Source organism: Natrinema altunense (genome assembly GCF_000731985.1).
Classification (GTDB): Archaea; Halobacteriota; Halobacteria; order Halobacteriales; family Natrialbaceae; genus Natrinema; species Natrinema altunense.
Genome location: NZ_JNCS01000004.1, coordinates 251,406 through 276,786 on the forward strand (window position 1 = coordinate 251,406; position 25,381 = coordinate 276,786).

25 protein-coding genes are annotated in these 25,381 nt (G+C 64.8%); 12 read left to right on the plus strand and 13 right to left on the minus strand.

Features of this window, described 5'->3' with window-relative positions; all coding sequences use genetic code 11:
* Positions 1-227: 227 nt before the first annotated feature.
* Positions 228-695 carry a hypothetical protein gene (locus ALTAJ2_RS19165; protein ID WP_130169806.1) on the minus strand — a complete coding sequence of 156 codons (468 nt, stop codon included), beginning with the start codon at positions 693-695 and terminating at the stop codon, positions 228-230.
* 797 nt (positions 696-1,492) lie between these two features.
* Here ALTAJ2_RS19165 and ALTAJ2_RS20445 point away from each other — a divergent pair.
* From ALTAJ2_RS20445 to ALTAJ2_RS10210, 3 genes are all read left to right on the plus strand, one after another.
* Positions 1,493-1,981 carry a hypothetical protein gene (locus tag ALTAJ2_RS20445; protein WP_007110001.1) on the plus strand — a complete coding sequence of 163 codons (489 nt, stop codon included), beginning with the start codon at positions 1,493-1,495 and terminating at the stop codon, positions 1,979-1,981.
* A 126-nt stretch (positions 1,982-2,107) separates the two neighbouring features.
* Positions 2,108-2,830, plus strand: coding sequence for a DUF5828 family protein (locus ALTAJ2_RS10205; RefSeq protein ID WP_007110002.1), 723 nt, complete (start codon positions 2,108-2,110; stop codon positions 2,828-2,830).
* Between the two features lie 156 nt (positions 2,831-2,986).
* Complete coding sequence (locus ALTAJ2_RS10210; protein ID WP_049900676.1) at positions 2,987-3,418, plus strand: hypothetical protein; 432 nt, start codon at positions 2,987-2,989, stop codon at positions 3,416-3,418.
* 99 nt (positions 3,419-3,517) lie between these two features.
* On the opposite strand, the gene ALTAJ2_RS10215 is transcribed toward ALTAJ2_RS10210, so the two are convergent.
* Genes ALTAJ2_RS10215 through ALTAJ2_RS10230 form a run of 4 tightly spaced genes read right to left on the minus strand, consistent with a single transcriptional unit; the run spans position 3,518 to position 7,107 of the window.
* Positions 3,518-4,567 (minus strand): amino acid ABC transporter permease, encoded by a 1,050-nt coding sequence (locus tag ALTAJ2_RS10215; protein ID WP_007110004.1) that lies wholly within the window; start codon positions 4,565-4,567, stop codon positions 3,518-3,520.
* Positions 4,560-5,405 carry an amino acid ABC transporter ATP-binding protein gene (locus ALTAJ2_RS10220; RefSeq protein WP_007110005.1) on the minus strand — a complete coding sequence of 282 codons (846 nt, stop codon included), beginning with the start codon at positions 5,403-5,405 and terminating at the stop codon, positions 4,560-4,562. The genes ALTAJ2_RS10215 and ALTAJ2_RS10220 overlap by 8 nt, the downstream gene beginning before the upstream one ends.
* Positions 5,402-6,265 carry an amino acid ABC transporter permease gene (locus ALTAJ2_RS10225; RefSeq protein WP_007110006.1) on the minus strand — a complete coding sequence of 288 codons (864 nt, stop codon included), beginning with the start codon at positions 6,263-6,265 and terminating at the stop codon, positions 5,402-5,404. The genes ALTAJ2_RS10220 and ALTAJ2_RS10225 overlap by 4 nt, the downstream gene beginning before the upstream one ends.
* 14 nt (positions 6,266-6,279) lie before the next feature.
* Positions 6,280-7,107: a basic amino acid ABC transporter substrate-binding protein gene (locus ALTAJ2_RS10230; protein WP_007110007.1), complete on the minus strand. Its 828-nt coding sequence runs from the start codon at positions 7,105-7,107 to the stop codon at positions 6,280-6,282.
* Between the two features lie 189 nt (positions 7,108-7,296).
* Here ALTAJ2_RS10230 and ALTAJ2_RS10235 point away from each other — a divergent pair, with 189 nt between their 5' ends.
* Complete coding sequence (locus tag ALTAJ2_RS10235) at positions 7,297-8,493, plus strand: inorganic phosphate transporter (protein ID WP_007110008.1); 1,197 nt, start codon at positions 7,297-7,299, stop codon at positions 8,491-8,493.
* A 49-nt stretch (positions 8,494-8,542) separates the two neighbouring features.
* Positions 8,543-9,421, plus strand: a complete 879-nt coding sequence (locus tag ALTAJ2_RS10240; protein WP_050031463.1) for a hypothetical protein — start codon at positions 8,543-8,545, stop codon at positions 9,419-9,421.
* An 87-nt stretch (positions 9,422-9,508) separates the two neighbouring features.
* On the opposite strand, the gene ALTAJ2_RS10245 is transcribed toward ALTAJ2_RS10240, so the two are convergent.
* The gene (locus tag ALTAJ2_RS10245; protein ID WP_050031464.1) at positions 9,509-10,924 is read right to left on the minus strand and encodes a hemolysin family protein; all 1,416 of its coding nucleotides are present in this window, start codon (positions 10,922-10,924) and stop codon (positions 9,509-9,511) included.
* 112 nt (positions 10,925-11,036) lie between these two features.
* Here ALTAJ2_RS10245 and ALTAJ2_RS10250 point away from each other — a divergent pair, with 112 nt between their 5' ends.
* From ALTAJ2_RS10250 to ALTAJ2_RS10265, 4 genes are all read left to right on the plus strand, one after another.
* Entirely contained in the window at positions 11,037-11,342 is a 306-nt protein-coding gene (locus tag ALTAJ2_RS10250) for a glutathione S-transferase N-terminal domain-containing protein (RefSeq protein WP_007110011.1), read from the plus strand.
* Complete coding sequence (locus ALTAJ2_RS10255; RefSeq protein ID WP_007110012.1) at positions 11,342-11,857, plus strand: redoxin domain-containing protein; 516 nt, start codon at positions 11,342-11,344, stop codon at positions 11,855-11,857. The genes ALTAJ2_RS10250 and ALTAJ2_RS10255 overlap by 1 nt, the downstream gene beginning before the upstream one ends.
* Positions 11,858-11,911: 54 nt before the next feature.
* Positions 11,912-12,499, plus strand: coding sequence for an L-threonylcarbamoyladenylate synthase (locus ALTAJ2_RS10260; protein ID WP_007110013.1), 588 nt, complete (start codon positions 11,912-11,914; stop codon positions 12,497-12,499).
* A gap of 118 nt (positions 12,500-12,617) precedes the next feature.
* Positions 12,618-12,830 (plus strand): hypothetical protein, encoded by a 213-nt coding sequence (locus tag ALTAJ2_RS10265; protein ID WP_007110014.1) that lies wholly within the window; start codon positions 12,618-12,620, stop codon positions 12,828-12,830.
* Positions 12,831-12,855: 25 nt separating this feature from the next.
* On the opposite strand, the gene ALTAJ2_RS10270 is transcribed toward ALTAJ2_RS10265, so the two are convergent.
* Both ALTAJ2_RS10270 and ALTAJ2_RS10275 read right to left on the minus strand, forming a co-directional pair.
* On the minus strand, positions 12,856-13,542 hold the full coding sequence (locus ALTAJ2_RS10270; protein ID WP_007110015.1) for a CRISPR-associated protein Cas4: 687 nt from the start codon (positions 13,540-13,542) through the stop codon (positions 12,856-12,858).
* A gap of 188 nt (positions 13,543-13,730) precedes the next feature.
* The gene (locus ALTAJ2_RS10275; protein ID WP_007110016.1) at positions 13,731-14,321 is read right to left on the minus strand and encodes a hypothetical protein; all 591 of its coding nucleotides are present in this window, start codon (positions 14,319-14,321) and stop codon (positions 13,731-13,733) included.
* 181 nt (positions 14,322-14,502) lie between these two features.
* On the opposite strand from ALTAJ2_RS10275, the gene ALTAJ2_RS10280 reads away from it, so the two are divergent.
* Complete coding sequence (locus ALTAJ2_RS10280) at positions 14,503-16,707, plus strand: (Fe-S)-binding protein (RefSeq protein ID WP_050031465.1); 2,205 nt, start codon at positions 14,503-14,505, stop codon at positions 16,705-16,707.
* Positions 16,708-16,795: 88 nt separating this feature from the next.
* On the opposite strand, the gene ALTAJ2_RS10285 is transcribed toward ALTAJ2_RS10280, so the two are convergent.
* The 4 genes from ALTAJ2_RS10285 to ALTAJ2_RS10300 form a co-directional block, all read right to left on the minus strand.
* Entirely contained in the window at positions 16,796-16,978 is a 183-nt protein-coding gene (locus tag ALTAJ2_RS10285; RefSeq protein ID WP_007110019.1) for a hypothetical protein, read from the minus strand.
* Between the two features lie 84 nt (positions 16,979-17,062).
* Complete coding sequence (locus ALTAJ2_RS10290) at positions 17,063-17,785, minus strand: type 1 glutamine amidotransferase (RefSeq protein WP_007110020.1); 723 nt, start codon at positions 17,783-17,785, stop codon at positions 17,063-17,065.
* 158 nt (positions 17,786-17,943) lie between these two features.
* Positions 17,944-19,197: an AMP-binding protein gene (locus ALTAJ2_RS10295; RefSeq protein WP_007110021.1), complete on the minus strand. Its 1,254-nt coding sequence runs from the start codon at positions 19,195-19,197 to the stop codon at positions 17,944-17,946.
* A gap of 288 nt (positions 19,198-19,485) precedes the next feature.
* On the minus strand, positions 19,486-20,271 hold the full coding sequence (locus tag ALTAJ2_RS10300; protein WP_007110022.1) for an alpha/beta fold hydrolase: 786 nt from the start codon (positions 20,269-20,271) through the stop codon (positions 19,486-19,488).
* 240 nt (positions 20,272-20,511) lie between these two features.
* On the opposite strand from ALTAJ2_RS10300, the gene ALTAJ2_RS10305 reads away from it, so the two are divergent.
* Complete coding sequence (locus tag ALTAJ2_RS10305; RefSeq protein ID WP_081603383.1) at positions 20,512-21,705, plus strand: MFS transporter; 1,194 nt, start codon at positions 20,512-20,514, stop codon at positions 21,703-21,705.
* 72 nt (positions 21,706-21,777) lie between these two features.
* On the opposite strand, the gene alaS is transcribed toward ALTAJ2_RS10305, so the two are convergent.
* Positions 21,778-24,555, minus strand: coding sequence for an alanine--tRNA ligase (alaS, locus tag ALTAJ2_RS10310; RefSeq protein ID WP_007110024.1), 2,778 nt, complete (start codon positions 24,553-24,555; stop codon positions 21,778-21,780).
* A gap of 574 nt (positions 24,556-25,129) precedes the next feature.
* Between alaS and ALTAJ2_RS10315 the strand changes: the two genes are divergently transcribed.
* A complete protein-coding gene (locus ALTAJ2_RS10315; protein ID WP_007110025.1) occupies positions 25,130-25,348 on the plus strand; it encodes a HalOD1 output domain-containing protein in 219 nt (72 codons plus the stop codon).
* Positions 25,349-25,381 lie beyond the last annotated feature (33 nt).

The window sequence follows — 25,381 nt, forward strand, 5'->3', positions numbered from 1 at the left end:
CGATTCGAGCCGGCGGTAGCGCAGGAGATGCCGTCTCGGGCAGTGTTCGATCGCCATACAGCGTTTGACTTCACTGTTCGACGGCCAGACACTGTATTATATATTAACAATCTACTGTATCCAATGATGACTTTTGGTTATGGCCACTGGACTCAAACATTTGATTTCGGGGATCTTACATTCTAACCAGTCCATGGAGAAGACAGCAAATCCTCGATTTTTTCTCGTCAGGTAGTTGTAGAACAGTCAAATGAACGCCAGATACTGAGTGCTGACCCACTGTCCTCACGGGCTTCGCCAATATTAATCCGTACTTGAGCACACTCCTGGTCGTACTTGGCTAAATCAATAGTTACGGCATTTTCCAGAGATTGGTCGCTTCGCCAAGAGTGTATACAATACGAACCGGGATCTGTCGGATAATGTTTCAACTTTATTCCACTCCAGTTATTGTCCCCTAATTCAGTCGAGTCATCCTCCGCTGGTGGGACCTCAACTGTATCTTCATACACTGCTTTATTGTTTTCACTTACTAAAATAGAGATAACATACCATTCATCGTTATAATTGATTATCTGTAGCTGATCCAGTTGGGTTTTAACTGTATTATCTTTACGGTTGGAACAACCAGCAAGTACCAGCGGGAGAGTGACACTCACCGACGAAAGTATTTGCCGTCGTGAATGGAGGGCCATATGAGTAACATATATCATCTGAACATATGTTTTCTGATTTATTAGGCACCATAAAACAATCCCCACATCTATATTCAAACTTCACTAGGAAAGTAGTGGCGGTGGTTCAAAATACTGTTAGTGGCCGAGATAAATCCGCCACTCTGTGTGGGGAGGAATTTGCCTCGTTCGCTCGTAACTCCTTGTGCAATCGGGACGCAACAGTTGGTGAAGCAGAAGAGTGGAGTCACGGACGACCAAATGTTCCGCTTCAACGCCTCCTGTCGACGGACCGTTTCGGACACCAGTTAGTAGTGCAATTCCGACTTGAAATCGCTAATACGCTGTTACCGGGCCGTCAGTCGACTGGCGATGCGAGTTCGCGTGTCGTCGCCACGAGGTGAAAACGGCGGTTTGCTACCGGAAACGGTCGTAACAGTGGGTCCGGTTTAATCGACCCATCGGTGTAGCGCTCGATGCCTCATCACGGGCGCTGAACGACGATGGGACACCAGTACGAGCAACAGCAACGGCAGGGGCGGACCGAACAGCAGCAGACACGAATACCCAGCGAGCGGACGATGAGCGGCAGCCAGGGAGCGAGCAGTGGCCAGCAGCCGATGGGTGGCGGACAGCAATCGATGAGCGGCGGCCAACAGCCACAACCGATGAGCGGCGGACAGCAACCGATGGCGAGTGGACAACAGCCACAGTCAATGGGTGGTGGACAGCAACCGATGGCGGGTGGGCAACAGCCACAGTCGATGGGTGGCGGACAGCAACCGATGAGCGGCGGCCAACAGCCGTCCAGCCAAGGGATGGCCGGAGAGGAAGCCCAGAGTCGACAGTCGTTCGAGAACCACCTCACCAACGAGCTTCGGATCGCGCTCGAGGACTTCACGGAGCTGTCACACATCGCCGACTGGTGTGCGAAGATGTGCGCGTCGGAGGGGCCACAGCTCGCGACGTGTGCGGCGATCTGTCGCGACATCGCGGAACTAGCCGAGTTCAACGAGAAGCTGATCGCGCGCGACTCGATGTTCGGCCCCGAGATCGCGGACACGTTCGTCCGGATCGCCGAGGAGAGCCTGCCCGAACTCCGGCAGTTCCAGCAACACTCGCACGTCGCCGAGACGATCGCGGCGATCGATCGGACGATGGACTCCTGTCTGACGCTGCTCGAGTCGGTCGAGGGCGGCCAGCAGATGGGCGGCCAACAGATCGGGGGTCAACAGATGGGGGGTCAACAGATGGGTGGGCAGTCGATGACAACACAGCAGCCAAGCGGCGGGCGAACCAGGGGATGACCGGCGGGCGGCAGCTGAGTGACACGGGGCCAAACGGGTAGCGGTAGCTCCCTGCTGACCACCCCCGTCCAAGCGGTCGACGGGAGAAGTTTATACCTATCCGCACGCTACCACTCGGCCAGCCGAATGGAAGAGAGCATCTCGGGGTTCAAAGTTCGCGGTGACTGGGGCGACATCGTCGAACACGGCGAGCGCATCACGCGCGCGCTTCAAGACATCGACATCCACGATCCTGACGGAGAGACCGATACGCGCTTCGCGCGCGCATTCGAGGAGTGGGAAGAGTGGCGTCCCAAAGCCCACGAAACCCTCGACTCCGACGTCAGCGAAAAAACCGCGGATCAGGCCAGCGTCGAAGAGGGAAAAGGCGAAAAAGCCGGGAAAGAGCCGGACGAGGACATCAAGACCGCCGGGGAGAAACTCTCGGAGTCCTACGAGCAACTCGAGGAGGACGACGCCGAGGCCGCGGTCGACAACTGGAAGGAATCGGTCGATTACGTCGCTCGAGCGGCCGATTCGGCGAGCCGGAAGGCATTGCGCCGCGTCGAGGACACGGTCTATCAGAACGTGATGACACAACTCGCGCCCTACTATTTCGACAACGAACTCGTCAGTGCCAACGTCCAGCAGTCGACGCGCAACGGCGGCAACGGCGAACAGTTCGTCTTCGAGGTCAACGTCAACGACGACGAACTGAAAGAGGAGGTCTCCGACCGCCTCGCCGAGTACGAGGACGAGATCGACCGCTGGCACGTCGAAGTGGAGAAAAACACCGACGCAGCCGAAGCGATCGAGGGTGCAGAGCCGCCGCCGGATAACGGCGACAACTCGAAATCGACGACGAACTGACCGCTCGAGCCGGTTCGAGTGAGAGCTGTCCGACGGGGGTGCCCTCGAGAACGGCGGCGGCTCGGCGACCGCAGTCCACACAGTTGACTACCCTTTTAAATGAGATTGTTTATATGTCTCCGGAGCTTCATCTACGGCAGCAGACGTATATTGACGATGGTACTGACGAGACCCACGACGCGGAGCGGGCTGCTCGAGCCGAATACGAACGAGACACCGATCGGCGTCGGAATACTGGGCTGGCTCATCCTAATCAACGGAATTAGGAACGGTATTCAAGCCATTAGTGGAGAGAACCCCCTGGAGATCTGGCCAGCAATCGTCTTCAGTGTGTGTACAGTCGGTATCGGCTGGACGATCATCACTGGCCGGCCAATCGGCCTCGCCGGTGGATTCCTCGGTTGGAGTTTTCATATTACAGGGGGATTTCTTGGGATTCTCAACTCAGGTACTGTCCAAGGCAATGACGATCTACTACTAAGTGCCGTGGCTGCCACAACACTCTGGCTGACCGGCCTATGGATCCTGTACAAACACAGGGCGTTCTTTCTCGAGCACGCTGCGGCCGATGCCGAGCCGGTCGAGTAAGTCATCGCACTCGCAAGCGTTCTCGTGGCCGCGGTCGCGAGTCGGTTCGTGGCGTGGACGAGTAGGGCGGACTCGAGCGGCGGACCGATAGCGAAGGCGCTACTCGGTCGCCTCCTGTTGGCGACCCTCGGCACCGCCGAGTCCCGGAACTGCGACGTGACGTTCCACGCGGCCCATGACGTTCGTCGCCGACAGCACCAGGCCGAGATAGACGATTGCGAGCAGCCCGAAGATCGACGTGTACTCGAGGGTCGAGGAGGCGATGTCGTTGCCGCGATAGTACAGTTCGGGCACCGTGATGAATCCGGCCAGCGAGGAGTACTTGATGAGGTAGACGAGTTCGTTCGTCCAGGCCGGAATCGCGTACCGCAACGTCTGTGGCAGGACGACGTGGCGGATGCCCTCGAATTTCGACAGTCCGATCGCGCGCGCAGCCGTCAACTGCCCCTCGTCGACGGTCTCGAGTGCGCCGCGAATGTACTCGGCCTGGTAGGCCGAGCCGTTGATCGTGAACCCGAGGATGGCGATCCAGAACGCGTACCCGGGGACGAACCCGCGCCCGACGACGGAGAAGTCGTTGAGCCAGGCCGACAGCGGCAGCCCGTAGTAGAGGACGAACAGTTGCGCGAGCAGCGGCGTCCCGCGAATCAGTTCCGTGTACGCGAGCGCGAGCCACCGCACCGGGCCGCCGTAGACCCGCAGGATCGCGAGGGGAACTGCGATACAGAACCCGAGCGTGAGGCTGCTCAGCGTCAGGAGGACGGTGTACCAGGCACCGGTCGCCAGCGCCGGCCCGATCTCGACACCGAGCGCCGCCGCGTCGGCCGCAGATGCGAGCCAGCCGATCGGGACGCCGAGCGGGCCGAACGACCCAGCGGCGGACGAAAGCGACGCGGCCAGCGCTTCGAACGGAGCCGGCGAGAGGAAGGCCTCGCCGGCACCCGGGCCGATGCCCAAGCGCGCGAACACCCAGTCGTAGAGCCAGCGCGTCAGCAGCCAGCCCCAGAAGACGATCCCGGCGAACACCGCGAGCAGGTGCCCGGCGCGATCGAACGAACTGCGGAGTCGGTCACGGGCAGTCGGTCGCGACTCCGTCCCGGCGACTGGGTCCCGCTCGGTCGCGGTCGTGACGTCGGTCCCCTCAGTCATGGTCGTGGCTGATGTTCTCGAAGAACTGCGCGGTCCGCTCGTGGGAGGGGTTCTCGAACAGTCGTTCGGGCGGCCCCCGCTCGACGATCTGCCCGTCGGCGAGGAACGTGATACCGCTGGCCGCGCCGCGGGCGAAGCGCATCTCGTGGGTGACGACGACCATCGTCATCCCCTCGTCGACGAGTTCGTCCATCACCGTGAGTACCTCGTTGCTCAGTTCGGGGTCGAGCGCGCTCGTGGGTTCGTCGAACAGCATCACCTCGGGGTCCATCGCCAGCGCGCGGGCGATCCCGACGCGCTGTTTCTGACCGCCCGAAAGCTGTGCCGGGTACGAGTCAGCCTGGTCCGCGAGGCCGACGCGATCCAGTTCGGAATCCGCCCGCTCGCGGGCCGCGTCCGCGCTCATCCCCCGGACTTTCCGGAGGCCGAGGGTAATGTTCTTGCGGGCAGTGAGATGGGCAAACAGGTTGATGTCCTGGAAGACCATCCCGATCTGCTGGCGGATTTCGTTCGGGTCGGTATCCGAAGCCGTCACCTCGGTGTCGCCGAGATAGATGTGGCCGCTGTCGATCTCGGTCAGGCAGTTGAGACACTGCAGCAACGTCGACTTGCCGCTCCCGCTCGGGCCGACGAGCACCTCGACGTCGCCGCGGTCGATCTCGAGGGAAACGCCCCGCAGGACCTCCTCAGCCCCGTAGGACTTGTGGAGGTTCTCGACCCGCAAGAGCGGGTCCGTCGCCGCGGTCGCGGACGACGGCGAACCGGTCCGCTCGTCGCCGTCGCCGCGTCGTTCGTCTGCTGTGCGTCCGTCACCGTCGTCCGTCCGAGGAGCTGTCACGACGAGTCACCTGGAATTGCGAAGTAGCTGCTTCCGTAGTCGAGCGTCCGATTAACCGCGAACGTCAGGACGAAGTAGATCAGACTCATAAAGAGGACGATTTCGAGGACTGCGGTGGTCTGCTGGAGGAACAGATCGTGGCTGCGCTTGAGCAGTTCGGCGAGGCCGATCGCGAACGCGATCGAGGTGTCCTTGAGCACGATCGTGAACTCGTTTTGGAACCCGGGAACGCTCCGGCGGAGCGCCTGGGGAACGACCACGTGTCGAATACCCTCCAAACGGCTCATCCCGATCGATCTGGCCGCGGCCAGTTGGCCCTCGTCGATACTCTCCAACGCGCCGCGGAAGATCTGTGACTGGTAGGCCGCGCTCCGGAAGCCGAGCGCGAGCGTCGCCGCCATGAAGGTATCCGGCACGCTCGTCGGCACGGTAAACGGCGTCGGCCCGAGTGCGGCGTCGACGGCCGTCAGGACCGCGACGATCGCGTTGATCGGAACCTCGATGGGCAACACGTAGTAGGTGAAGATCATGATGACGATGATCGGCGTTCCGCGCAGTACCACGCCGAACTTGCGGACGAGCGTCCGCAGGACACCGTCGCCGTACACCTCGATCGCGCCCGCCGGAAAGCCGAGCAGGAAGCCGAGCACGAGGCTGGTCACCGTGAGGAGAACGGTAAGTACCGTCCCCCCAAGCAGGTAGTCGGCGTTCGCCGCGACGAACTCCCAGTCACCGACCTGGAGCGGCCCCGCTGCGACCGGATCGACCAGCGCCGGGACCGTCTCCGCGACGGCGAGGACTCCGTCCGGCCGGTGTGCAAGCGCTGCCAGGGACTGTCCCAGCCAGAGCGTGAGGTCCATCTATGATCTCTCGGTTAGCCGCTGAACCACTCTTCGGAGATCTCGTCGTACTCGCCGCTCTCGCGGACCGCGGCCAGCCCCTCGTTGAGCGCCTCGAGCAGGTCGTCGTCGTCCGGCCGGACGGCGAAGCCGAACTCCTCGCCGGTCTCCTCGATGAACGCGACTTCGACGTCGCGCTCGGACGCGAACGTCTTTGCGACCGGATCGTCGAGCACGACGGCGTCGATCGTTCCGGATTCGAGTTCCTCCGTCGCCAACACGTAGTTGTCGTAGGAGTTGAAGTCGCTCTCGGCGATCAGGCCGGCCCCGATCAGGTCGTCCTTGACGAGCACCTCGCCGGTCGTTCCGCTCTGGGCACCGACGGTCGTTCCCTCGAGGTCCTCGAGCGACTCGGGTTGGAGGTCGCCGCCGGACTGGACGAGGATCGCCTGGTCGGCGCTGTGGTACGGGTCGGTGAAGTCGAAGGACTCCTGGCGCTGCTCGTTGATCGTCATTGCCGCGGCGATGACGTCGATCTTGCCGTCCTTGAGGGCCGGCGGGAGCCCGTCGAACCCCTGGTCTTTCCACTCGGCCAGTTCGTACTCGGTCTCGCCGACGACGGCCTCGAGCAGATCGATATCGAACCCGACCAGATCGCTCCCCCGTTTCATCTCGAACGGCGGGAAGCCGGCGGCCGTTCCCGGGACGATCACGTTCTCGTCGTCGGGGTCCGGGGAGTCACTGCCGCTGCTCTCGAGACAGCCCGCGAGTCCAGTGACAGCGATGCCTGCAGTACCCGACAGTTTCAAATACTGTCGGCGGTCGAGTGCGTCCGTTTCGTCCGTCCGTTCCATGTTCTCCATACCCGGCACTAGAATAGCAATGGTTTATGTGTTAAGATACAGCTCGCACGAGAAATCGTTCGACGATCGGAGAGGAACGACACGAACGTGATCGGGTCGAGCCGGTCCCGTACCGTGTGTTGTCGTCCGCGCTCCCGGCGGCGGGAGGTCGGCACACACTTGTAGGGGCCGCTAATAGGGACCGAGTAGATGGTCGATATCGCCACGTTCGGCACCTTTGCCGTGGCCGCAGTCGCGAGTCTCTTCATGGCCTGGGCGATCGGTGCCGGCTCGAGCGGCTCGACACCCTTCGCGCCGGCCGTCGGTGCGAACGCGATTTCGGTGATGCGGGCCGGCTTTCTCGTCGGCCTGCTCGGCTTCGCCGGGGCGGTCCTCCAGGGCGCGAACGTCTCCGAAGCGGTCGGCACGGAACTGATCGCCGGCGACGTCACGCTCTCGTCGGTGGCCGCGACGCTCGCCTTGCTCATCGCGGCCGGGCTGGTGGCGATCGGCATTTTCACCGGCTACCCGATCGCGACGGCGTTTACGGTTACCGGCGCGGTCATCGGAACCGGGCTCGCCATGGGCGGCGACCCCGCGTGGGCGAAGTATACGGAAATCGCTACGCTGTGGGTTCTGACGCCGTTCATCGGCGGCTCCATCGCCTACGCGGTCGCCCGAGCGCTCCGCGCGGAGGTGATCGCCGAGGAGTCCCTCATCATCGTGTTGGCCGCCATCGTTGGCGCGATCGTCGCCAACATCGAGTTCGCGATCCTCGGTTCGTCGGCGGGCGGCGGCGCGTCGATTGCACAGGCCTCGAGCACGTCGCTCCCGGGGCCGGCGGTCGCCGGCACCGCCCTCGCGACGCTCGCGATCGCGGCCCTGTGGGCGGTCGCGATCGGGGTCGACCTTCGAAACGGAACGGAGCGGGGCGAACGCCACTTCCTGCTCATACTCGGAGGGCTCGTCGCCTTCTCCGCCGGCGGCAGTCAGGTGGGGCTGGCGATCGGGCCGCTGATCCCGCTTTCGGGCGACCTCGACCTGCCCCTGCTCGCGATGCTCGTCGGCGGCGGGTTCGGCCTCCTGATCGGTTCGTGGACCGGTGCGCCGCGGATGATCAAAGCCATTTCCCAGGACTACTCCTCGCTGGGGCCGCGCCGGTCGATCGCCGCGCTCATCCCCTCGTTCATCATCGCACAGGCCGCCGTCTTCTACGGCATCCCGGTCTCGTTCAACGAGATCATCGTCAGTGCGATCATCGGGAGCGGCTACGCCGCGGCCGGTGCCGGTGGCGGCGTCAGCGCGCGGAAGATGGGCGTGACCGTCCTCGCGTGGGTCGGCTCGCTGGCCGGCGCGGTCACCGTCTCCTTCATCGGCTACACCGCCGTCGCCGCGCTCGTGCTCTGATCCGTGCAACATCGAACGGTCTTTACCCGAGAGGTCGTGAGTTCGACGCATGGACGAGGACGCCGTCGACGGCACCGACACCGCCGACGAAACGATGCAGTGGCGGCGAGACGCCAGTACCTCACACACCGTACGACTCCTGTGGGCGTTCGGCGTCGGTACCTTCTTCGCCGCGATCGGGACCGTCGTCTGCTGGCGACTGTACAGGCTCGGCAGCGAGGCCGCGGGCGGCCCCGGCGGGACCGTCGTGCTCGCGTTCATCGCGGCGTTCGCGGCGACCGTTCTCGCACTGGCCGCCTCGAGCCACACGGAGGCCCACCTGACGCGGATCGCCGAGGGACTCCCCATCGACGCACCGACAGGAACGAGCCTGAACCGTGCGATCGACGCCGCCGTCGGCACGGTCGTCATGGGAGCGGTCATCGGCGCGCTGATGGGAATCGGATGGTACGTCTCGCAAAACGAACTGCTGGCCGCCGGTGCCGGGCCGTTCACCGGGCTCGCCGCCCTGTTGATTCCGGGGGCCCTTATCGCACTCGTCCTCGCCTCGTTCCTGCAGTCGGTCGGGGCGTTCGACCGTGAGGAGGGGACGATCTACCTCTACGAACCCGAACAGCGAATCGATCTCTCGCTGGTCAACGCCGTATCCAGCCGGCGGATTGGCGATACGACCATCGTCTCCCTCGAGTACAAACAGCCCGACGGCCAGTACGTTGCGGGACCGCGTCGGATCGCCGTGCCACCCGCGATCGCCGACGAAATTCGAGCGATCGTCGAGACGCGTCGCGTCCGGTTCTCCGAGCGAGTCGGGCAGCGGCTACGGGGCATTGGACGTCGAGTCGGGCAGCGGCTACGGGGCATTGGACGTCGAGTCGGGCAGCGGCTACGGGGCATTGGACGTCGACTTCGGGGTCTCGTCAGGCGGTGAGTTGTCGGCACTGCGTCTCCACGACGCAGGGACGGCGATTCCGGTTCGGTCGGCGGCGGTGAGTCGTCGTGAGGCGGCTCTCGTGAGCTACTCGAGCGGGCTGTCCGTCACGTCGCCGGCATCGGGCTCCTCCTCGAGCGACTCGTCCTCGTCGGCCTCGGTCGCGTCCGCCTCGAGTTTCGTCAGCCGGGCCATCATGATCCGGGTGTTTTCGACGTCTTCGACGGTGATGCGGACGCCGTCGTAGGTGATCTCTTCACCTTCCTCGACGAGCCGCCCGGCGCGGTTGAAGATGAAGCCGGCGATGGTCTCGAACTCCTGTCCCTCGGGCAGGTCGATGTCGAGCGCCTCGTTGACGTCCTCGATGTTGACCTCGCCGCGGACGAGAACGGTGTCGTCGTCGATCTCCTCGATGGGCTGTTCCTCGCCGCCCTCGAGGATCTCGCCGATGATCTCCTCGATCATGTCCTCCATCGTCACCAGCCCCTCGGTGGTCCCGAACTCGTCGATGACGATCGCCATGTGCATCCGGTTTTCCCGCATCTCGGTCAGGAGTTCGTCGACGTTCTTCGATTCGGGGACGTGCAGCGTCGGCTGGATGAGGTCCGCGAGCTCGAGTTCGCCGTCTTCGGCCTCGCCGTAGTTGAGGTCCCGGACGAGATCGCGGATGTGGACGACGCCTTGCACGTTGTCGAGGCTGCCCTCGTAGACCGGAATGCGGGCGTGGCCGCTCTGGATACAGGTCTCGATCGCTTCGTCGATACCGGCGTCTTTCGGGACCGCCGTCATGTCGAGACGCGGCGTCATCACCTCCTTGACGATGGTATTGTTAAAGCGGAAGATCCGCGTGAGCATCTCGTGTTCCTCCTCCTCCAAGACGCCCTCGCGTTCGCCGGACTCGATCATCTCCTGGATCTCGTCGCGGGTGACGTACGGCGACTCGATCGCGCCCGTCGACCCGATGAGCTTGTTGATCTGTCGGGTGAGGTAATCGAAAAGGACGATCAGCGGAAAAAGGAGGTACTCCGTGGCCTTCAGCGGTCTCGCGATGCGAATCGACCACGCTTCCGTGTTCTCGACGGCGTAGGACTTGGGAACGCTCTCGCCGAACAGGAGGACGAGGGCAGTGATCCCGAACGTCGCCAGCAAGACGCCGACCAGCCCGCCGAAGTGGATCGACAGGATCGCCGTCGCGATCGAGGACATCGCGATGTTGACGATGTTGTTGCCGACCAGGATCGTCACGAGCAGCCTGTGGGGATCGTCCTTGAGTCCCTTGACCAGGCTCGCACCCGGGATATCGTCCTCGATCATCCCCTCGAGACGGTGTTTCGGAAGGTTGAACATCGCGATCTCCGACGAGGAAAAGAACGCGGAGAGCGCAATGAGGGCCGCGATAGCGACCACTCCGAGCACCGTCACTGTGGACTGATCGAACCCGACACCCACGACTGGGACCTCGTAGGCGGCCAACGGGACCGCAAACAGCGGAGACAACGCCATTGATATACAGCGTTATAGCTGGATCGGTTAACCGTTTCCCATTTTCCACCGACTCACGGCCATCGACGCCGGCGACGACACGTTTACCCGACCGTTTCCCATACATGTGGCCATGAGCGAGACCGCCGAGCCACCGATCACGTTCTACCGACTGCAGGGCTGTCCGTACTGTGAGCGCGTCACCCGACTGTTAACCGAGTACGATCTCGAGTACCGCTCGCGGTTCGTCGAGCCGATGCACTCCGACCGCGATGTCGTCAAACGCGTCGCCGGCGTCCGGACCGTTCCCGTCGTGGTCGACGAGAACACGGGCGTCACGATGGCAGAGAGCGCCAACATCGTCGACTACCTCGAGTCCACCTACGGCGAGGGCGACCGCCCCGACGCGGCCGCGGCGAGCGCCGGAGGTGACGCCTGATGCCGGAGTTCGACGTCGTCGAGTTGGGTCCGGCGGATCATCCCGAGCCCGGCGCGGCAGCCCCCGACTTCACGCGGCCGCTCGTCACCGACGAGTTCTGGGAGGACCGGACGCTCTCGAGGCTCGCCAACGAGACCGATGGGCCGACCGTCCTCGTCTTCACGCCGATGACCGGCTCCTTCCTCGCTACGTACGTCTGGGACGAACTCGCGGAGCGAAACTGGGACGACCGCGCGGGCCGGGTCGTCGGCGTCACGGCCTCGACGCCCTACGGCATCAAGCGCTTCCTCGACGACAACGAATATCCGTTCGCGTTCTTCGCCGACCCGAGCAATCGGGTGGCGGCGTCTTACGGCGTCGACCACGATCTCGACGGGATGGCTGGTATCAGCGAACCCCGCGTCGCCTTCTTCGCGCTCGACGACGACCGCACGGTCGCGGGCGCGTGGGTCGCCACCGACTGGCCCGACTTCCCCGACTACGACGCGCTCGAGGCGGAACTCGGCCTCGAGTAAGGGCTCGAACCCGAACGATACCTTTTTGCTCGGCATCCGCCGACTTCGAACCGAATGAGCGAACTCGACCGCGCGGCCGACGCGATCGAATCGGGGGCCCTCGTCGTCTATCCCACCGAAACGGTCTACGGCCTCGGCGGAGCGGCGCTCGACTCCGAGACCGTCGAGCGCGTTTTCGAGGTAAAAGGGCGCGACCGGACGAAGCCGCTCTCCTTCGCCGTGCCGTCGGTGCCGTCGGCACTGCAGTACGTCCGTGCGACCGACCGGGAGCGGCGGTTCATGGCGTCGTTCCTCCCCGGGCCGGTGACGGTGCTCTGTCGGCGACGGGCGGCCGTGCCGGACGAACTCACGGCGGGCCGCGAGCGCGTCGGCGTCCGCATCCCCGACAACGACCTCGCGCTCGCGCTCTGTGAACGAGCCGGCACGCCGATCACCGCGACGAGCGCGAACGTCAGCGGCCGCGAGAGCGCCCGCCGACTCGACGACCTCGACCCCGAAATCCGCGAGGCGGCCGCTGTCGTCCTCGACGGCGGCCGAACCGACGGCGGGACCGAGAGTACCGTCGTCGACGTCTCGAGCGGGACGATCCACCGCCGTGGAGCGCAGGCCGACGAGATCGAAGCCTGGCTCGAGGGGCACTGACGGCGGGACGATTGCGACAGCGGGGCCGGGACGATCCGACGGTGGAAGCACCGCTCACGAACCGCTCGGCTGGAAAATTTTATTTGATTTCAGACCAATATATTTCGTACGTCACCGCATGAGCCGTCGTTCCCAACACGCCGACTCGTGGTTCCGGACGCACCCGGTTCTGTGGTGCTTCCTCGCTATCACCGTCCCCGGACTCGGCTATACCGTGAGCCAACTCGTGATCGCCGATCGAGCGCTCGCGAGTGCAGCACCGGTCGGCCTCATCTTCGGGCTCGTCTTCGCCGCCGGGACCGCGCTCCTGAAAGTCGCGCTGGATCGGTAGGTGTCTCGAGGCGAGCCCATGCGGACTACTCGACCCCCAACAACGATCGGAGCGTTCGCATCTTGACGCCACACTCCGCGGCGAACTCGCAGGACTCGCACTTCGAGCGGTTGGCCGTCCGCGCGGGTGGCCCATCCAACTCCCGGACCGCCCGGAGTGCGCTCCGATACTGCGCCGTCCGCCGCGTCGTCAGTTCGAACGACCGGATCACGCCGTAGGCGGGATACTCCACCCAGGCCCGGTCGACCGTCTCCTGGTGCTCCCAGGCCAGCGCCTTCGCGGCTGCGACCGCGTGAACGGACTGGGGTTCCCAGACGCCGTTTTCCGGCGGCCGTCCCGACGAGATCAGCGTCGGCTCGAGCGGCTCGGCGAGGACCTTGTGAACGACGCCGTGACAGTGGCGGCCGGTCGCGAACACCGCTCGGTCGGCGGGGGTACAGAGGCGCTCCCACTGACCCGCGTCGGCGAGTCGCTCGCGGGTCGCCCCCAGCCGGTCGCGGTAGCGAGCGGCCGGGACGGCGATCGGTTCCTCGGCGAGAGCCCCCGGCGGGGACTCGAGCAGGTCGTCGTACCGGGTTGCAAGTGCCCGAACCGACTCGACCTCGGGCGGCGGCTCGCGGTCCTCGTCCGGCAGCCGTCGCTGGTAGTAACACTTCCGCGGACAGTAGGCGGCGGTCCGCAGATCGCTAAACGAAACCGGGGTACGTGTCACAACCCGTCTGGTCGCGGCTTCGTATAAGAAGTCTCGTAGCGGGGCGGCGTATAGGGCGTCGGAAGACCGGATCGGTGCAGCCGCGACCGAACCCGACGGCTGAGAGGGGGCCGACGACCTCGCGACGCTTCGATTCGCTCAGTCACGGGAGTCGAAGCCCGCTCACACGATCGCGGACGAAGTCGGCCTCAGAAGTCCACGTCGGTTTCCATGCCCTCCGTCGCGTCCTCGAGACCGTCCTCGCGGAGGTCGGAGGTCATGCGCTCGGAGAGATCGGCATCGGCGAGGATGCTGTCGAACTCGTCGCGATAGCGGTCGTTTGCGGCTCGTGACTGGTCTTTCGCGTCGGCGACGCGGCGGTAGCGACGGATCTGAGCTTCGCTGACGTCGTACTCCGCGGCCAGCGTCGTGTCGTCCTCTTCGCGGTCGCGGATCGCCGCGAGATCGACCTCGTCGGCGTCGTCCTCCCCGACGAGATGCAGCGACAGTCGCGCCTCGAAGACCTCGGCCGCCTCGACGCCGAGTTCGTCGGCGATTTCCACGTCGCTGGTGCCGTCGTAGAACGCTCTGGCGACCCGTATTAGTTCGTCGTCCGAGAGTTCCGTCTCGAACTCGTAGCGCTCGCGCATCTGCTGGACGACGCTCTCGAGTCGATCCGCGTCGGATCGCTCGTCTCGCTCGAGGGACCCGCGGGTGTTCTCCTGCGATTCGGTGACGGTTTCCTCGCCGTCGGTGACGTCGGTGAAAATATCACGGAGTTCCTCGGTTTTATCGTTCATGGGTGGACACTCCAGACGGGAGTCTATTTAAGCCTGTTGCCAGATCACGTTGGGCGACCGTGTCACACATGGTCGACAATTATAAACTCGAAATAGCGCGGAAATTTTCGCAAGACGGCGTCGGGGTAGTCGTCCAGACGGTGTGGCAAGAATTAAGTTACAGCCCTCCCCGTCATTGGACATGAACGCCTTCGCGCAGTCGGACGTGACTAGGGAGACGTACTGGGGGATCTCCAGCGTCGAGTACGCGGTGTTCTACCTCCTTGCGTTTACCGCCATCGCCGTCTTCACCTACGGCGTCTATCAGCGGTTCGCCCGCTACGCAGCGGGGGACGACGATTCGTTCCCCCGACTCGACGACCTGGGGAACCGCGTCGTGAGCGCGACCAAGATCGTGCTCTCGAACGAGAAACAGTTCAACAGGGACCTCTACGGCGGTCTGATGCACTCGTTTATTCTGTGGGGATTCCTGACGCTGTTCGTCGCGACGCTGATCCTGATGGCCGAGGAGTACGCCGCGAAGAAACTCCTCCACATGTCGTTTTGGAACGGTGACTTCTATCTCGCCTACCAGTTCATGGTCGACGCGCTGGGGCTCCTCTTCGTCGTCGGCATCGGAATGGCGATGTACCGCCGCTACTGGGTCCGCAACACCCGTCTCTGGGATCGACACACCTCCAACGAGGACGACGTCTTCATCTGGACGCTGTTCGCGCTCGGCATCGGCGGCTTCCTGCTCGAGGGGTTCCGGATCTACATCGCCGGGATTCCGGACCACGAAATCGTGAGCTTCGTCGGCTACGGACTCGCGACGATGTTCGACGGAATCGGCCTCCCGAGCACCGAAGCCGCAGTGGCCGCCGGCCCCGAGTACAGCGCGTCCGCCAATCTCGGTGCCAACGCCGAGACGCTCCACTGGCTCACGTGGTGGTCCCACTCGCTGCTCGCCTTCTTCTTCATCGCGTGGATTCCTTACGCCAAGCCCTTCCACATGATCTCCTCCTTTGCGAACGTCGTCACGCGCGACGAGAAAGCAGGGCAGCGCCTGCCCAACGTCCCGTCGGACCTGGACGCGACCAACGCCGAGTCCATCGATGACTTCACCTGGAAGGAAATCCTCGATCAGGACGCCTGTACCAAGTGCGGTCGCTGTTCGTCGGTCTGTCCGGCCAAGGCCTCCGACCGCCCGCTCGATCCGCGGAACGTCATCCTCGACCTGAAATCCTACCGCGAGGATCTCGACGCCGGCGGCGAGGAGAAACCGATCATCGCCGACGGCGGCACCTCGGTGATCAACTCCGAGACGATGGACTCCTGTATGGCGTGCATGGCCTGTATGGACGCCTGCCCCGTCGAGATCGAACACCTCAAGAGCTTCACCCGGCTCAACCGCCAACAGACCGATCAGGGCGATGTCTCCTCGAGCATGCAGGACGTCTTCCAGAACGTCATGCAGAACGGCAACACCTTCGGCGACTCGCCGCGCAACCGCGGCGACTGGGCCGACGAACTCGAGTTCGACGTCACCGACGCCCGCGAGGAGGAAGTCGACTACCTCTGGTACGTCGGCGACTTCCCGAGCTACGACGAGCGCAACAAGCAGGTCGCCCGCTCGCTGGCGACCATCCTGAAGGAGGCCGACGTCAGCTTCGGCATCCTCTTCGACGACGAGAAGTTCGACGGCAACGACATCCGCCGCGTCGGCGAGGAACTGCTCTACGTCGAACTGGCCGGCCACCACGTCGAGACCTGGGCGGACTGCGAGTTCGACACGATCGTCTGTACGGACCCCCACTCCTACAACACGTTCAAAAACGAGTACCCCGAGGTCAACTTCGACGAGTTCGCCGACGACCCGATGATGCCCTTCGAGTACGAGGACCAGTGGAACGCGGACGGCGAGATCGACATCTACCACTGGACCCAAGCCGTCGAGGAACTGGTCGCCGACGGCAAACTCGACCTGAACGGGACCGAACTCGATTACACGGTCACCTACCACGACCCGTGTCACCTCGGCCGGTACAACGACGAGTACGAGGCCCCGCGCGAACTCATCAAAGCGACGGGCTGTACGTTAGACGAGATGCCCCGCAACCGCAGCAACTCCTTCTGCTGTGGCGGCGGCGGCGGCGGCCTCTGGATGGACTTCGAGGAAGAACCCAAGCCCAGCGAGGAACGAATCCGCGAGGCGCTCGAGGACACCGACGCCGGCAGCGGGATCGAGAAGTTCGTCGTCGCTTGCCCGATGTGCATGACGATGTACGAGGACGGCCGCAAGACCGGCGACTTCGAGGACGAGATCGAGATCGTCGACGTGGCCGAACTCATCGTCGAGGCCATCGGCAAGGAAGACGAAGCGAAGGTCGAAGTCGCCGCCGACTGATCGACACCTCGGCGCTTTTTCCCCGATCGAATCGCGTTCTCCGAGTTGCGTTCACGAAAACGGCCGATCGGTTGTACGGATCGTCCAGCTACGACGGTGAATCGTCACGAAACTGGTCGACCACTTCGTCTCTCGACTCGTAGGCGGCCCGAACGATTCGCTCGAGGAGTACTCGTTTCGATACGTCACGGCCGGTTTCACGACGGATCTCCGCCTGTAACTCCTCGAGTCGATCGGTCGCCGTTTCCGTGAGTTCGACCGTCGGGCACATACACGGACACGTTGACCGCCATCGGAAAAGTATCTCTCGCTGACGTTCGAGTGTACCCAGAAAGAAACCGTGGTGATTCGGCTATCAGTCGGAGCGGCCGGCCGAAGCCGAAGCGTCGGTGGCGTCGACTCGTTTGGTTTCGCGGACGAACTCGAGGAAGTTGTCGAAGACGAGTTTCGCTTCGCAGGCCTCTTGATAGTTCTCGGCCGTGATCTCCGCGAGTACTGACTCGCGGCGGTCGTCGGAGAGGTCCTTGCGGTGGACGAGTTCCCGGGCGGTTTTGTTGTCGTACTCGGGGTGGAACTGGACGCCGAAGACGCGATCCTTGCGGAAGGCGTGGTTGGAGTAGTCGTTCTTCGCGAGGGGAGCGGCACCGGGCGGGAGGGCGGTAACCGCGTCGGAGTGGCTAGTAAAGGAGCGGAAGGTCTCGTCGATGCCGGCGAACAGCCGCGACTCGCCGGTGTGTTCGATCTCGCTGTAGCCGACTTCGTAGACGCCCATGTCTTCGACGGTGCCCCCGAGGACGTCGGCGAGCAGTTGGTGGCCCCAACAGACCCCGAGGAAGGGCATGCCGCGAGCGATCGCCTCGTCGACCCAGTCAGCGACCGGCTGCATCCAGTCGTCGTCCCAGTAGACCGACGATCGGGAGCCGGTGACGACGGCGCCGTCGTAGTCGAAGTCGGCTGGGACCGTGCCGGCGGTGGCGTCGAACTCCGCCAGCGAGGCGTCGAGTTCGCGCCGGAAGTTCCGTGTCGTGTTCTCGTCCCGGTGAGCCGCGTTCAGGACGGCAATTCGGGGCTGACTCATTGCACCATAGTGGTCACTGGACAAGAATAGGTGTTCCGCCCGGTGCCGCGGTTGCCGCGACCGCCGACGACGATGGAAGACACCGAAACGAGTGCGCGCTGCCAGCCGTGACTCGAGTCCGTGAAATCGACGGCAGTCACGGATCGGCCCGCCGCGTCTCATCGCAGGTGATAGCCCCCGGCGTCGTCCCGACGGGCACGATCGCCCGTGTCGAACCAGCCGTCGACGAACCGACCACAGTCGCCGACATCGTCCTCGGCGTTCGGGGGCGGAGTCGGCTCGGCCCACCGTTCGTCGTCGGTTCCGGCAGCGTTTACGTAGCCGTCGGCGACGACCGGTCCCGAGAGTTGGAGGCGGCCGACGGCTGCCCCCTCGAGAACCGTCCCCTCGTCGTCGACCAGCCGGGCACGACAGTCCGGAACCGGGCGACCGACCGGCGAGTCGTCGACGTCGCTAGCGCGGGCGGCGTCGGCGAACCCCTCGCTCAGGGCCGTCGGACACTCGAGGCGGCCGGAGACCCGTGCGACCGGCACGTCCCGATCACGGTAGGCCTCGATCACGTCCCCGTCGACCGGCGCTTCGCAGACCGCCCGCTCGAGCGAGTCGGCGGCCGCGTCGAAGCCGGGTTCGGCGGCGATATCGCGGAGGGCCGTCGCCCGGCCGGGCAACAGCGTCGCACCCTCCGCGGCGATGGCCCTCGCCGCGTCGCCGGGGTCGAAGGCCCGATCGAGCAGGAGCGTCCCGCCGACGTACAATACCGACAGCGCGACGCGGACGAGCCCGTCCGGGGCCGAAAGCGGCGTCGTAAGGGGAACGACGTCGTTCGCGGCCAGTCCCCACGTAGCGATCCCCGTCCGGCAGTTACGCTCGAGCGTCTCGCTCTCGTAGCCCGCGACCGGTCGTCCCGACCGGCCGTGGAGGGCGAGCAGGGGGGACTCGCCCGGCCGTCGATCGTCGACCGCGAGACCGGCGCGGTCGGTTTCGGACAACTCCTCGAGCGTCACCGATCGGTCGAAGGGGATCGACCGCACCAGATCGCGCTGGGCCGCCTCCGCGACGACGATCTCGGGCGCTACGACGTCGAAGGGGCGCTCGACGGACGCAGGCGTCAGCAGGTGCGAGATCGGTGCGAACGTCGCCCCGAGCCGCCGGCAGGCGAAAAACAGCCCCAACACTGCGACCCGGTTTCGCGTGACCAGACAGACCGTGTCGCCGGAACCGATCCCGAGCGCGGCGAGCCGTTCGGCGGTTCGGGTCGCGATCGCCGACAGTTCGCCGTATGAGACCCGGTCCTCGTTGATCGTCGTCGCGGGCGCGTAGAGGCGGGCCTCGGAGATGTCGACGACCGCCGTTCGGTCGGGAACGTGGTCCGCCCGACGGGCCAGCGAGAGGGTCACGGCGGTCGCTTCCACCCTCGCGTACGTAGTAGGGCGGGGCTCAGTCGCAAGCACGGGCTCGGGAGCCGAACGGACTACTGGGACGGTGCGCTGAGCAGCGATGAGCGAGGGGCGAATCGCTGCTCGAAGCGCGAGGGATGAGCGAGCGGTGTGAGGGGCGAACGGAGTGAAGTCCCCTCGGTAAGCGAGCGAATCAGCTGGGGAGGACGTGGCGCTCCCCGTTATCGCAATCCCTCGGATCGTCGTCGATGCCGTCGAACCGACACCGCGGACTCTCTCGAGTCCGCCTGCCGCCCGCCCGAGTCACTCGGAGTCGTCCGTTTGCGCCTCGAGAAAGCCTAACAACAGATCGTTGACCGTCCGCGAGCGCTCGACGAAACAGAGGTGGCCCGCGTCCTCGAGCGCCCGGAACTCCCCGCGGGGCAGCCCTCGCGCCACCTCCTGCCCGGCCGCGGGCGATACGAGTTCGTCCGCGCCGCCGTGGATCACCCGCGTCGGCTGGGTCACCTCGACCAGCCAGTCGGTCGCGTCGAACTCCTCGAGCGCCGCGACCTGTGCCTCCCAGCCCGCCCGGTCGGCGTCGCCGTCGGCCCGCCAGTCGACGATCCCCTCGCGCGCGTCGGGTTGGGCCTCGAGGAAGTCCGCCGAGAGCGCCGCCTCGAGCGAGTCGGCGAGCGCGTCCCGGTCGTCCGGCGGGGCAAAGAGCGGCGCGAGATCGAACGCCGCACCGCTCGCCGCGGTGCCGAACAGCGTCAGCGTCTCCACGCGACTCGAGGTCCGGGCGGCTGCGAGCGCGATCGCACCGCCGAGCCCACAGCCCACGAGGTGTGCGGCGGTGAGTTCGCAGTCTGTGAGGACCGCCTCGAGATCGGCGACGAGCGTCTCGAGGGTGTAGGGACCCGGCGGCGAATCGGAACGGCCCGTTCCCCGCAGGTCCCAGACGACGGCCTCGTGGGGGCCGGCGATGGCGGCGTGTTGCCAGCCCCACAGCCAGCCGCCGAGACCGGCCTCGGGGACGAAGACGACGGGCTCGCCCTCGCCGGCGCGGTCGTAGTACAGCGAGACGGCTCCGTTCGATGCAGTCGGCATACGAGGACTAGCCGGGTGGAGCAAGGCGACGGTTTCGGTTCCGATCGACGGCTCGCGTCACTGGGAGCGGGACGACGAGGTGGCTCGAGGGAACCCACTCAGGGGCGAGAAAACGCAGTCGGGAACGGGTCCGTGAGCCTGCCGCTGCCGGCTGTGAAGGCGAATCCGGACGCGAGAGGCCCACCGTAGAAGTCACTGTTCGATACATTTTTCGCAGCCACGTGTCAAGCGACAACGTCTATGCGAACGCATTTATCTACTCCACTGACGGACACACAACAATCACGGACGGTCGTTATCATCTTTGCGAGTACGCTCGTGAGCGTAATGGGCGTCTCCCTCATCAGCCCGGCATTGCCGACGATTCAGGCGGCGTGGAACATTTCGGCGAGTCAGGCGAGCCTGCTCATTTCGGCGTTTACCTTGCCCGGTGTCGTTCTCACACCGTTCGTCGGACTCGTCGCCGACCGTGTTGGCCGCAAGCGCGTCCTCGTCCCGGCGCTGTTCCTGTTCGGCGTGAGTGGCATTGGAGTCGTGTTCGTCGGCGGCTTCACGACGATTCTCGGGCTCCGCGTCCTCCAGGGAATCGCCGGCAGTGCCATCATGAGTCTCACCGTGACGTTGCTCGGTGACCTGTTTTCGGGAGCCGAACGGAGCCGCCTCATCGGACTGAACGCGGCGATCCTCGCCATCGGCGCGGCCGGCTACCCCTTACTGGGCGGGAGCCTCGCACTGCTCTCGTGGGCCGCCCCGTTCGTCTGTTTCGGGCTCGGGATCGTCGTCGCGATCGCCGGCTCCGCGGTCCTGACAGAACCCGAGGGGGGCGAACGCTCGTCCGGCCTCTCCTACGTCGCTAACGCGGTCCAGGCGGTCCCGCTGTGGAGAGCGCTCGGGCTGTACGCGGCCGTGTTCGGCATTTTTCTGATTCTCTACGGCGCACAGCTCACGGTTATCCCGTTCATTCTCGACGAATCCTACGGGTTTTCGTCCGGAACGATCGGGCTGTTGCTCGGACTCCCGGCAGTCACGATGGGACTGACGTCCTCACAGTCGTCCCGTCTCATTCGCCATCTCTCGCCTCCGCGGCTCATCACGCTCGGGTTCGTGACCTACGGGATCGGGATGACACTCGCCGCACTCACCCACTCGGTCGTCGTCCTTGCCGGCGCGTTGTTCCTGTTCGGTATCGGGCAGGGGTTTGCGGAGCCCATTACTGATACCGCACTGAACACACTCGCACCCGATGCGTTCCGTGGCGGCATCATGAGTATCCGAACGAGCGTCCTACAGTTCGGCACGACTGTCGGCCCGCCGGTGTTCGTCGCTGTCGCCTCGATCGTCGGGTACGCCGATACGCTCCTCATCGCCGGGATCGCCGCCTTCGCCCTCGGTGTCTCCGCGTTCGGCTTCCTCACGTTTTCGGAGGTCGCGTAACCCACGTCCCGTCGAACGGACACACGGCTGGCGGGCGTGCAATCTGAGTTCGGAAGGAAAGACGGCGACCGATCAGGCGTTCAGGACCTGGCGCAACACGTCGGGTGCGTCCTCGAGCGCGTCGTCCAAGTCCTCGACATTGGGACCGCCGCCCTGGGCGAAGTCCGGCGGGCCGCCGCCGCCGCCGCCGACCTTCGCGGCGAGTTCGCCGACGACGTCGCCAGCGTTGACGCCGACGTCGTCGGGAACGGCGACGACGAACTGAGCACTGCCCTCGCCGCTCCCGAGGACGGCGATCTTGCCCGCGTCGACGAGGGCGTTCGCAGTCGCCCGCAGTTCGTCCACGTCGGCGTCGATCCTGTCGATGACGGCCGTCGCGTCGCCGATGTCGACTTCCTCGCCGCCGACAGCGCCGCCGGCGCGAGCCTCCGCGAGTTGCTCCGTCAGGTCCTCGATCTCCTTGCCTCGAGCCTTCCACTCCTCGAAGAACCGGGCGGCGGTTTCGGGGACGTCTTCGGGCGACACGTCGAGGATGTCGGCGGCCTCGTAGAGGGCATCTTCCGTCTCCTGGGTCGCCTCGATGGCGGCCTCGCCGGCCGCGAAGGTGAGCCGCTCGACGCCGTCCTGAACGCGCTCGGTGTTCAGGACTTTGATCGCTCCGATATCGCCGGTACGGGCGACGTGGGTGCCACCGCAGGCCTGGGTGTCATCGTCGACGTGGATCAGCCGGATCTGCTCGCCCGGCGGAATCCCGCCCTGGTAGAGGTCGAACCCGTGTTCGGCCTCGGCATCGTGGCGATCCGGCCACTCCTGGGAGACCGCGGTGTTGTCCATCACGATCTCGTTTGCACGGTCCTCGACCCGTTTGACGTCCTCACGGCTGATGCGGTCGTAGTGGCGAACGTCGATCCGCGACCGCTCGACGCCCTTCTGGGCACCGGCCTGCCGGATGTGCTCGCCGAGAACCTGCCGCGCGGCGTGGATGACGATGTGGGTCGCCGTGTGATGGCGCATGAGCTGTCGACGACGACCGCCGTCGACCTGCCCGTTGACGAGTTCGCCCTTCCCGGGGTCCTCGTCGGTCCGGTGACAGATGACGCCGTCCTCGATCTGGACGTCCGCGACCTCGACGGTCGTCTCGTCCGTCGAGAGCGTCCCGGTGTCGGCGGGCTGGCCACCGCCTTCGGGGTAGAACATCGTCTGATCCAAGACGACGTCGTAGCCCTCGTCGCGCTCGAAAACGTCGAGCACGACCGCTTCGAACTGGGTCCGCTGTTGATCGTCGTAGTAGAGCTTCTCCGTCTCGGGGAGGTCCTCGAGACGCTCGTCCTCGTCCTCCTCGGCCTCCGCAACCGTCTCGGGCGTGTCGTGGCGCTTCGCGACGAGGCTGTAGAAGTCGTCGGGGACCGCGACATCCGCACCGGTCTCCGCGGCGATCTCGGCGACCATATCGGGTTGGATGCCGTGGGAGTCGTAGAGTTCGATCAGTTCGTCGGTCGGGATGGGCTCGCCTTTCGCGGCGTACTCCTCGGCCAGCGCCTCGACCCGGCGACCGCCGCGCTCGAGGGTCTCGCGGTACTTCTCGACCTCGGTGCGGACGATATCGCGGATCGTGTCGCGGTTCTCGTATGCGAGGCGCTCGGCCTGCATGTCGACGAGTTCGTCCAGCGGCGCGTCGACGCCGACCGTGTCACAGAGCCGTTTGGTGCGGCGAAGCACCATCCGTGCGAGGTAGCCCGTACCGACGTTCGAGGGGACGATCCCGTCGCCGAGCATGTACGCGAGGGTGCGGCAGTGGTCCGCGATCGCGTAGATGTCCTCGAGCGGCTCCATCAGCGCCTCGAGTTCGGCGGCGTCGACGTCGAGTTCGGCCGCGATTTCGCCGCGAGCGGTCGCCATGTCCTCGGCCTCGTCGATGTCCATGTGGCCCGCGAGTTTCGCGGCGCGATGGATCAGTGCCTCCTGCTCGTCGGTGTGATCGAGCCCGGCGTTGTCCTTGAGGAAGGCGATCATGTCGGGGTAGACCGCCTCGTAGACGGTCGGGGTGCCCTGGGAGACCCAGGTCCACCGCTCGAGCCCGTAGCCCGTGTCGACGATGTAGGTGTCCATCGGGCTGTAGCGGTTCCCGTCTTTCATCTCGTACTCGCCGTCGGGGTCCTGTTCCATGGACATGAAGACCAGCGTGGCGAGTTCGACGCCCCGATAGATGACTTCGATAGCGGGGCCGGCGTTGCCGCCGCCGACCCACGGGTCCTCGATGTAGATGACTTCCTCGAGATCGACGCCCATCGAATCGAAGAAGCCGTCGCAGAGTTCGACGGTGCGGTCCTTCCAGTAGACCTCGCCGTGATAGGCGTACTCGTCTTCGTCGACATCCTCGCGCGTGTTGAACGCGTGGTGGGCCATCATCTCGAAGGCCATCGTGTGTCGCCCGGTCTTGCCGACGTTGTCGATGTCCTGCATTCGGATGCAGGGCTGGGAGACCGTCAACGGGTTCGCGGGCGGCGGCGTCTCGCCGCTGGTGACCAGCGGCTGGAAGTCGTAGATCGACGCCTGTGTCAGCAAGACATCGTCGCGCCAGCGGTTCGCCGCGACCGGGTAGGGATCGATCCGCTCGTGGTCGTGGTCCTCGAAGTAAGAGAGAAACGCCTCGCGCATCTCGGTCAGGTCGTACGACTCGTCGAAGCCCGAGTTGTCGATGAAGTCGTACTCCTCGCAGGGGGGCTCGCCGCAGGTCTCCCTGCTCCCGTCGCGCGTCCAGAAGTGAGCGCCACACGACGGACACTCCTTGCGCTCGAATCCTTCCTCCTCGAAGTACTCGAGGCGGTACTCCTCCTCTAGTTCGCTCATTACGCGTGTATTGACCCTGCAGCGCGTAAAACAGTTCCGCAACTGAGGCCGTGAAAGGAGCGTCCGACACGAACGTGATCGGCCGCGACACGCGTCTAGTCGGTGACGCTGGACCCGTATCCGATGCCACGCGACGGTATAACCCCCTCGAGTCCCCGGTCGCACGGTGCCGCGCGTCGGCCCCAACCGATCAGTATCCTAACGTTCTTTAGGATAGATTGCGTATCGCACGGATGCGCACGAAAGTGCGCCAAGCCGGAGTGCCACAGCATCCAACCAAGCACTCCGGCTCATACGCCGCCCCCGCGTAGCGGGAGCAATCCACCATTGGCGTTGGCGAAATAAAGACCTGCCGACGTCCGTCGACCAGTCGCGACTGTCGCTGGCTCGCTCGCTGGATCGCTGCCTGCCGCGTCGGGGCCTGTACACGGAAGAGACATGATTTCCAGCATCACACTCCACTGCGACTGTGGTACAGATGTCCGTCTCGCGCCGACGGACCACATGACTACCTGTCCCGACTGCGAAACGACGGTCGCGTTCTCGCTCGTCGAAGACCCCGCTCACGATACCCATGCACCCAGCACTCGCAACGGTTCTCGATCGTATCGCGGCCCGTAAGGGCTGTGCTCCGGCGGCCCTCCCGCCGCTATACGAGGCCGTCGATCCCGAGGCGCTGGCGGCCGTCCTCGAGTCGAACCCGGACGTGACCGTCCGCTTCGAGTACGCGGGCTATCGGGTCGTGGTCGGCCCCGGGACCGACGGGAGCGAGGTGATCGACGGTCGTGTGTAAGGGAACGTGAACGGTCAGTCCGGATGACGTTCA

What these genes read in the sequence shown, in the direction of transcription:
- ALTAJ2_RS19165 (WP_130169806.1), bottom strand. Translation starts at nt 695, where the DNA reads ATGGCCCTCCATTCACGACGGCAAATACTTTCGTCGGTGAGTGTCACT.
- ALTAJ2_RS20445 (WP_007110001.1), top strand. Translation starts at nt 1,493, where the DNA reads ATGGCCGGAGAGGAAGCCCAGAGTCGACAGTCGTTCGAGAACCACCTC.
- ALTAJ2_RS10205 (WP_007110002.1), top strand. Translation starts at nt 2,108, where the DNA reads ATGGAAGAGAGCATCTCGGGGTTCAAAGTTCGCGGTGACTGGGGCGAC.
- ALTAJ2_RS10210 (WP_049900676.1), top strand. Translation starts at nt 2,987, where the DNA reads ATGGTACTGACGAGACCCACGACGCGGAGCGGGCTGCTCGAGCCGAAT.
- ALTAJ2_RS10215 (WP_007110004.1), bottom strand. Translation starts at nt 4,567, where the DNA reads ATGACTGAGGGGACCGACGTCACGACCGCGACCGAGCGGGACCCAGTC.
- ALTAJ2_RS10225 (WP_007110006.1), bottom strand. Translation starts at nt 6,265, where the DNA reads ATGGACCTCACGCTCTGGCTGGGACAGTCCCTGGCAGCGCTTGCACAC.
- ALTAJ2_RS10230 (WP_007110007.1), bottom strand. Translation starts at nt 7,107, where the DNA reads ATGGAGAACATGGAACGGACGGACGAAACGGACGCACTCGACCGCCGA.
- ALTAJ2_RS10235 (WP_007110008.1), top strand. Translation starts at nt 7,297, where the DNA reads ATGGTCGATATCGCCACGTTCGGCACCTTTGCCGTGGCCGCAGTCGCG.
- ALTAJ2_RS10240 (WP_050031463.1), top strand. Translation starts at nt 8,543, where the DNA reads ATGGACGAGGACGCCGTCGACGGCACCGACACCGCCGACGAAACGATG.
- ALTAJ2_RS10245 (WP_050031464.1), bottom strand. Translation starts at nt 10,924, where the DNA reads ATGGCGTTGTCTCCGCTGTTTGCGGTCCCGTTGGCCGCCTACGAGGTC.
- ALTAJ2_RS10250 (WP_007110011.1), top strand. Translation starts at nt 11,037, where the DNA reads ATGAGCGAGACCGCCGAGCCACCGATCACGTTCTACCGACTGCAGGGC.
- ALTAJ2_RS10255 (WP_007110012.1), top strand. Translation starts at nt 11,342, where the DNA reads ATGCCGGAGTTCGACGTCGTCGAGTTGGGTCCGGCGGATCATCCCGAG.
- ALTAJ2_RS10260 (WP_007110013.1), top strand. Translation starts at nt 11,912, where the DNA reads ATGAGCGAACTCGACCGCGCGGCCGACGCGATCGAATCGGGGGCCCTC.
- ALTAJ2_RS10265 (WP_007110014.1), top strand. Translation starts at nt 12,618, where the DNA reads ATGAGCCGTCGTTCCCAACACGCCGACTCGTGGTTCCGGACGCACCCG.
- ALTAJ2_RS10275 (WP_007110016.1), bottom strand. Translation starts at nt 14,321, where the DNA reads ATGAACGATAAAACCGAGGAACTCCGTGATATTTTCACCGACGTCACC.
- ALTAJ2_RS10280 (WP_050031465.1), top strand. Translation starts at nt 14,503, where the DNA reads ATGAACGCCTTCGCGCAGTCGGACGTGACTAGGGAGACGTACTGGGGG.
- ALTAJ2_RS10285 (WP_007110019.1), bottom strand. Translation starts at nt 16,978, where the DNA reads ATGTGCCCGACGGTCGAACTCACGGAAACGGCGACCGATCGACTCGAG.
- ALTAJ2_RS10290 (WP_007110020.1), bottom strand. Translation starts at nt 17,785, where the DNA reads ATGAGTCAGCCCCGAATTGCCGTCCTGAACGCGGCTCACCGGGACGAG.
- ALTAJ2_RS10300 (WP_007110022.1), bottom strand. Translation starts at nt 20,271, where the DNA reads ATGCCGACTGCATCGAACGGAGCCGTCTCGCTGTACTACGACCGCGCC.
- ALTAJ2_RS10305 (WP_081603383.1), top strand. Translation starts at nt 20,512, where the DNA reads ATGCGAACGCATTTATCTACTCCACTGACGGACACACAACAATCACGG.
- alaS (WP_007110024.1), bottom strand. Translation starts at nt 24,555, where the DNA reads ATGAGCGAACTAGAGGAGGAGTACCGCCTCGAGTACTTCGAGGAGGAA.
- ALTAJ2_RS10315 (WP_007110025.1), top strand. Translation starts at nt 25,130, where the DNA reads ATGCACCCAGCACTCGCAACGGTTCTCGATCGTATCGCGGCCCGTAAG.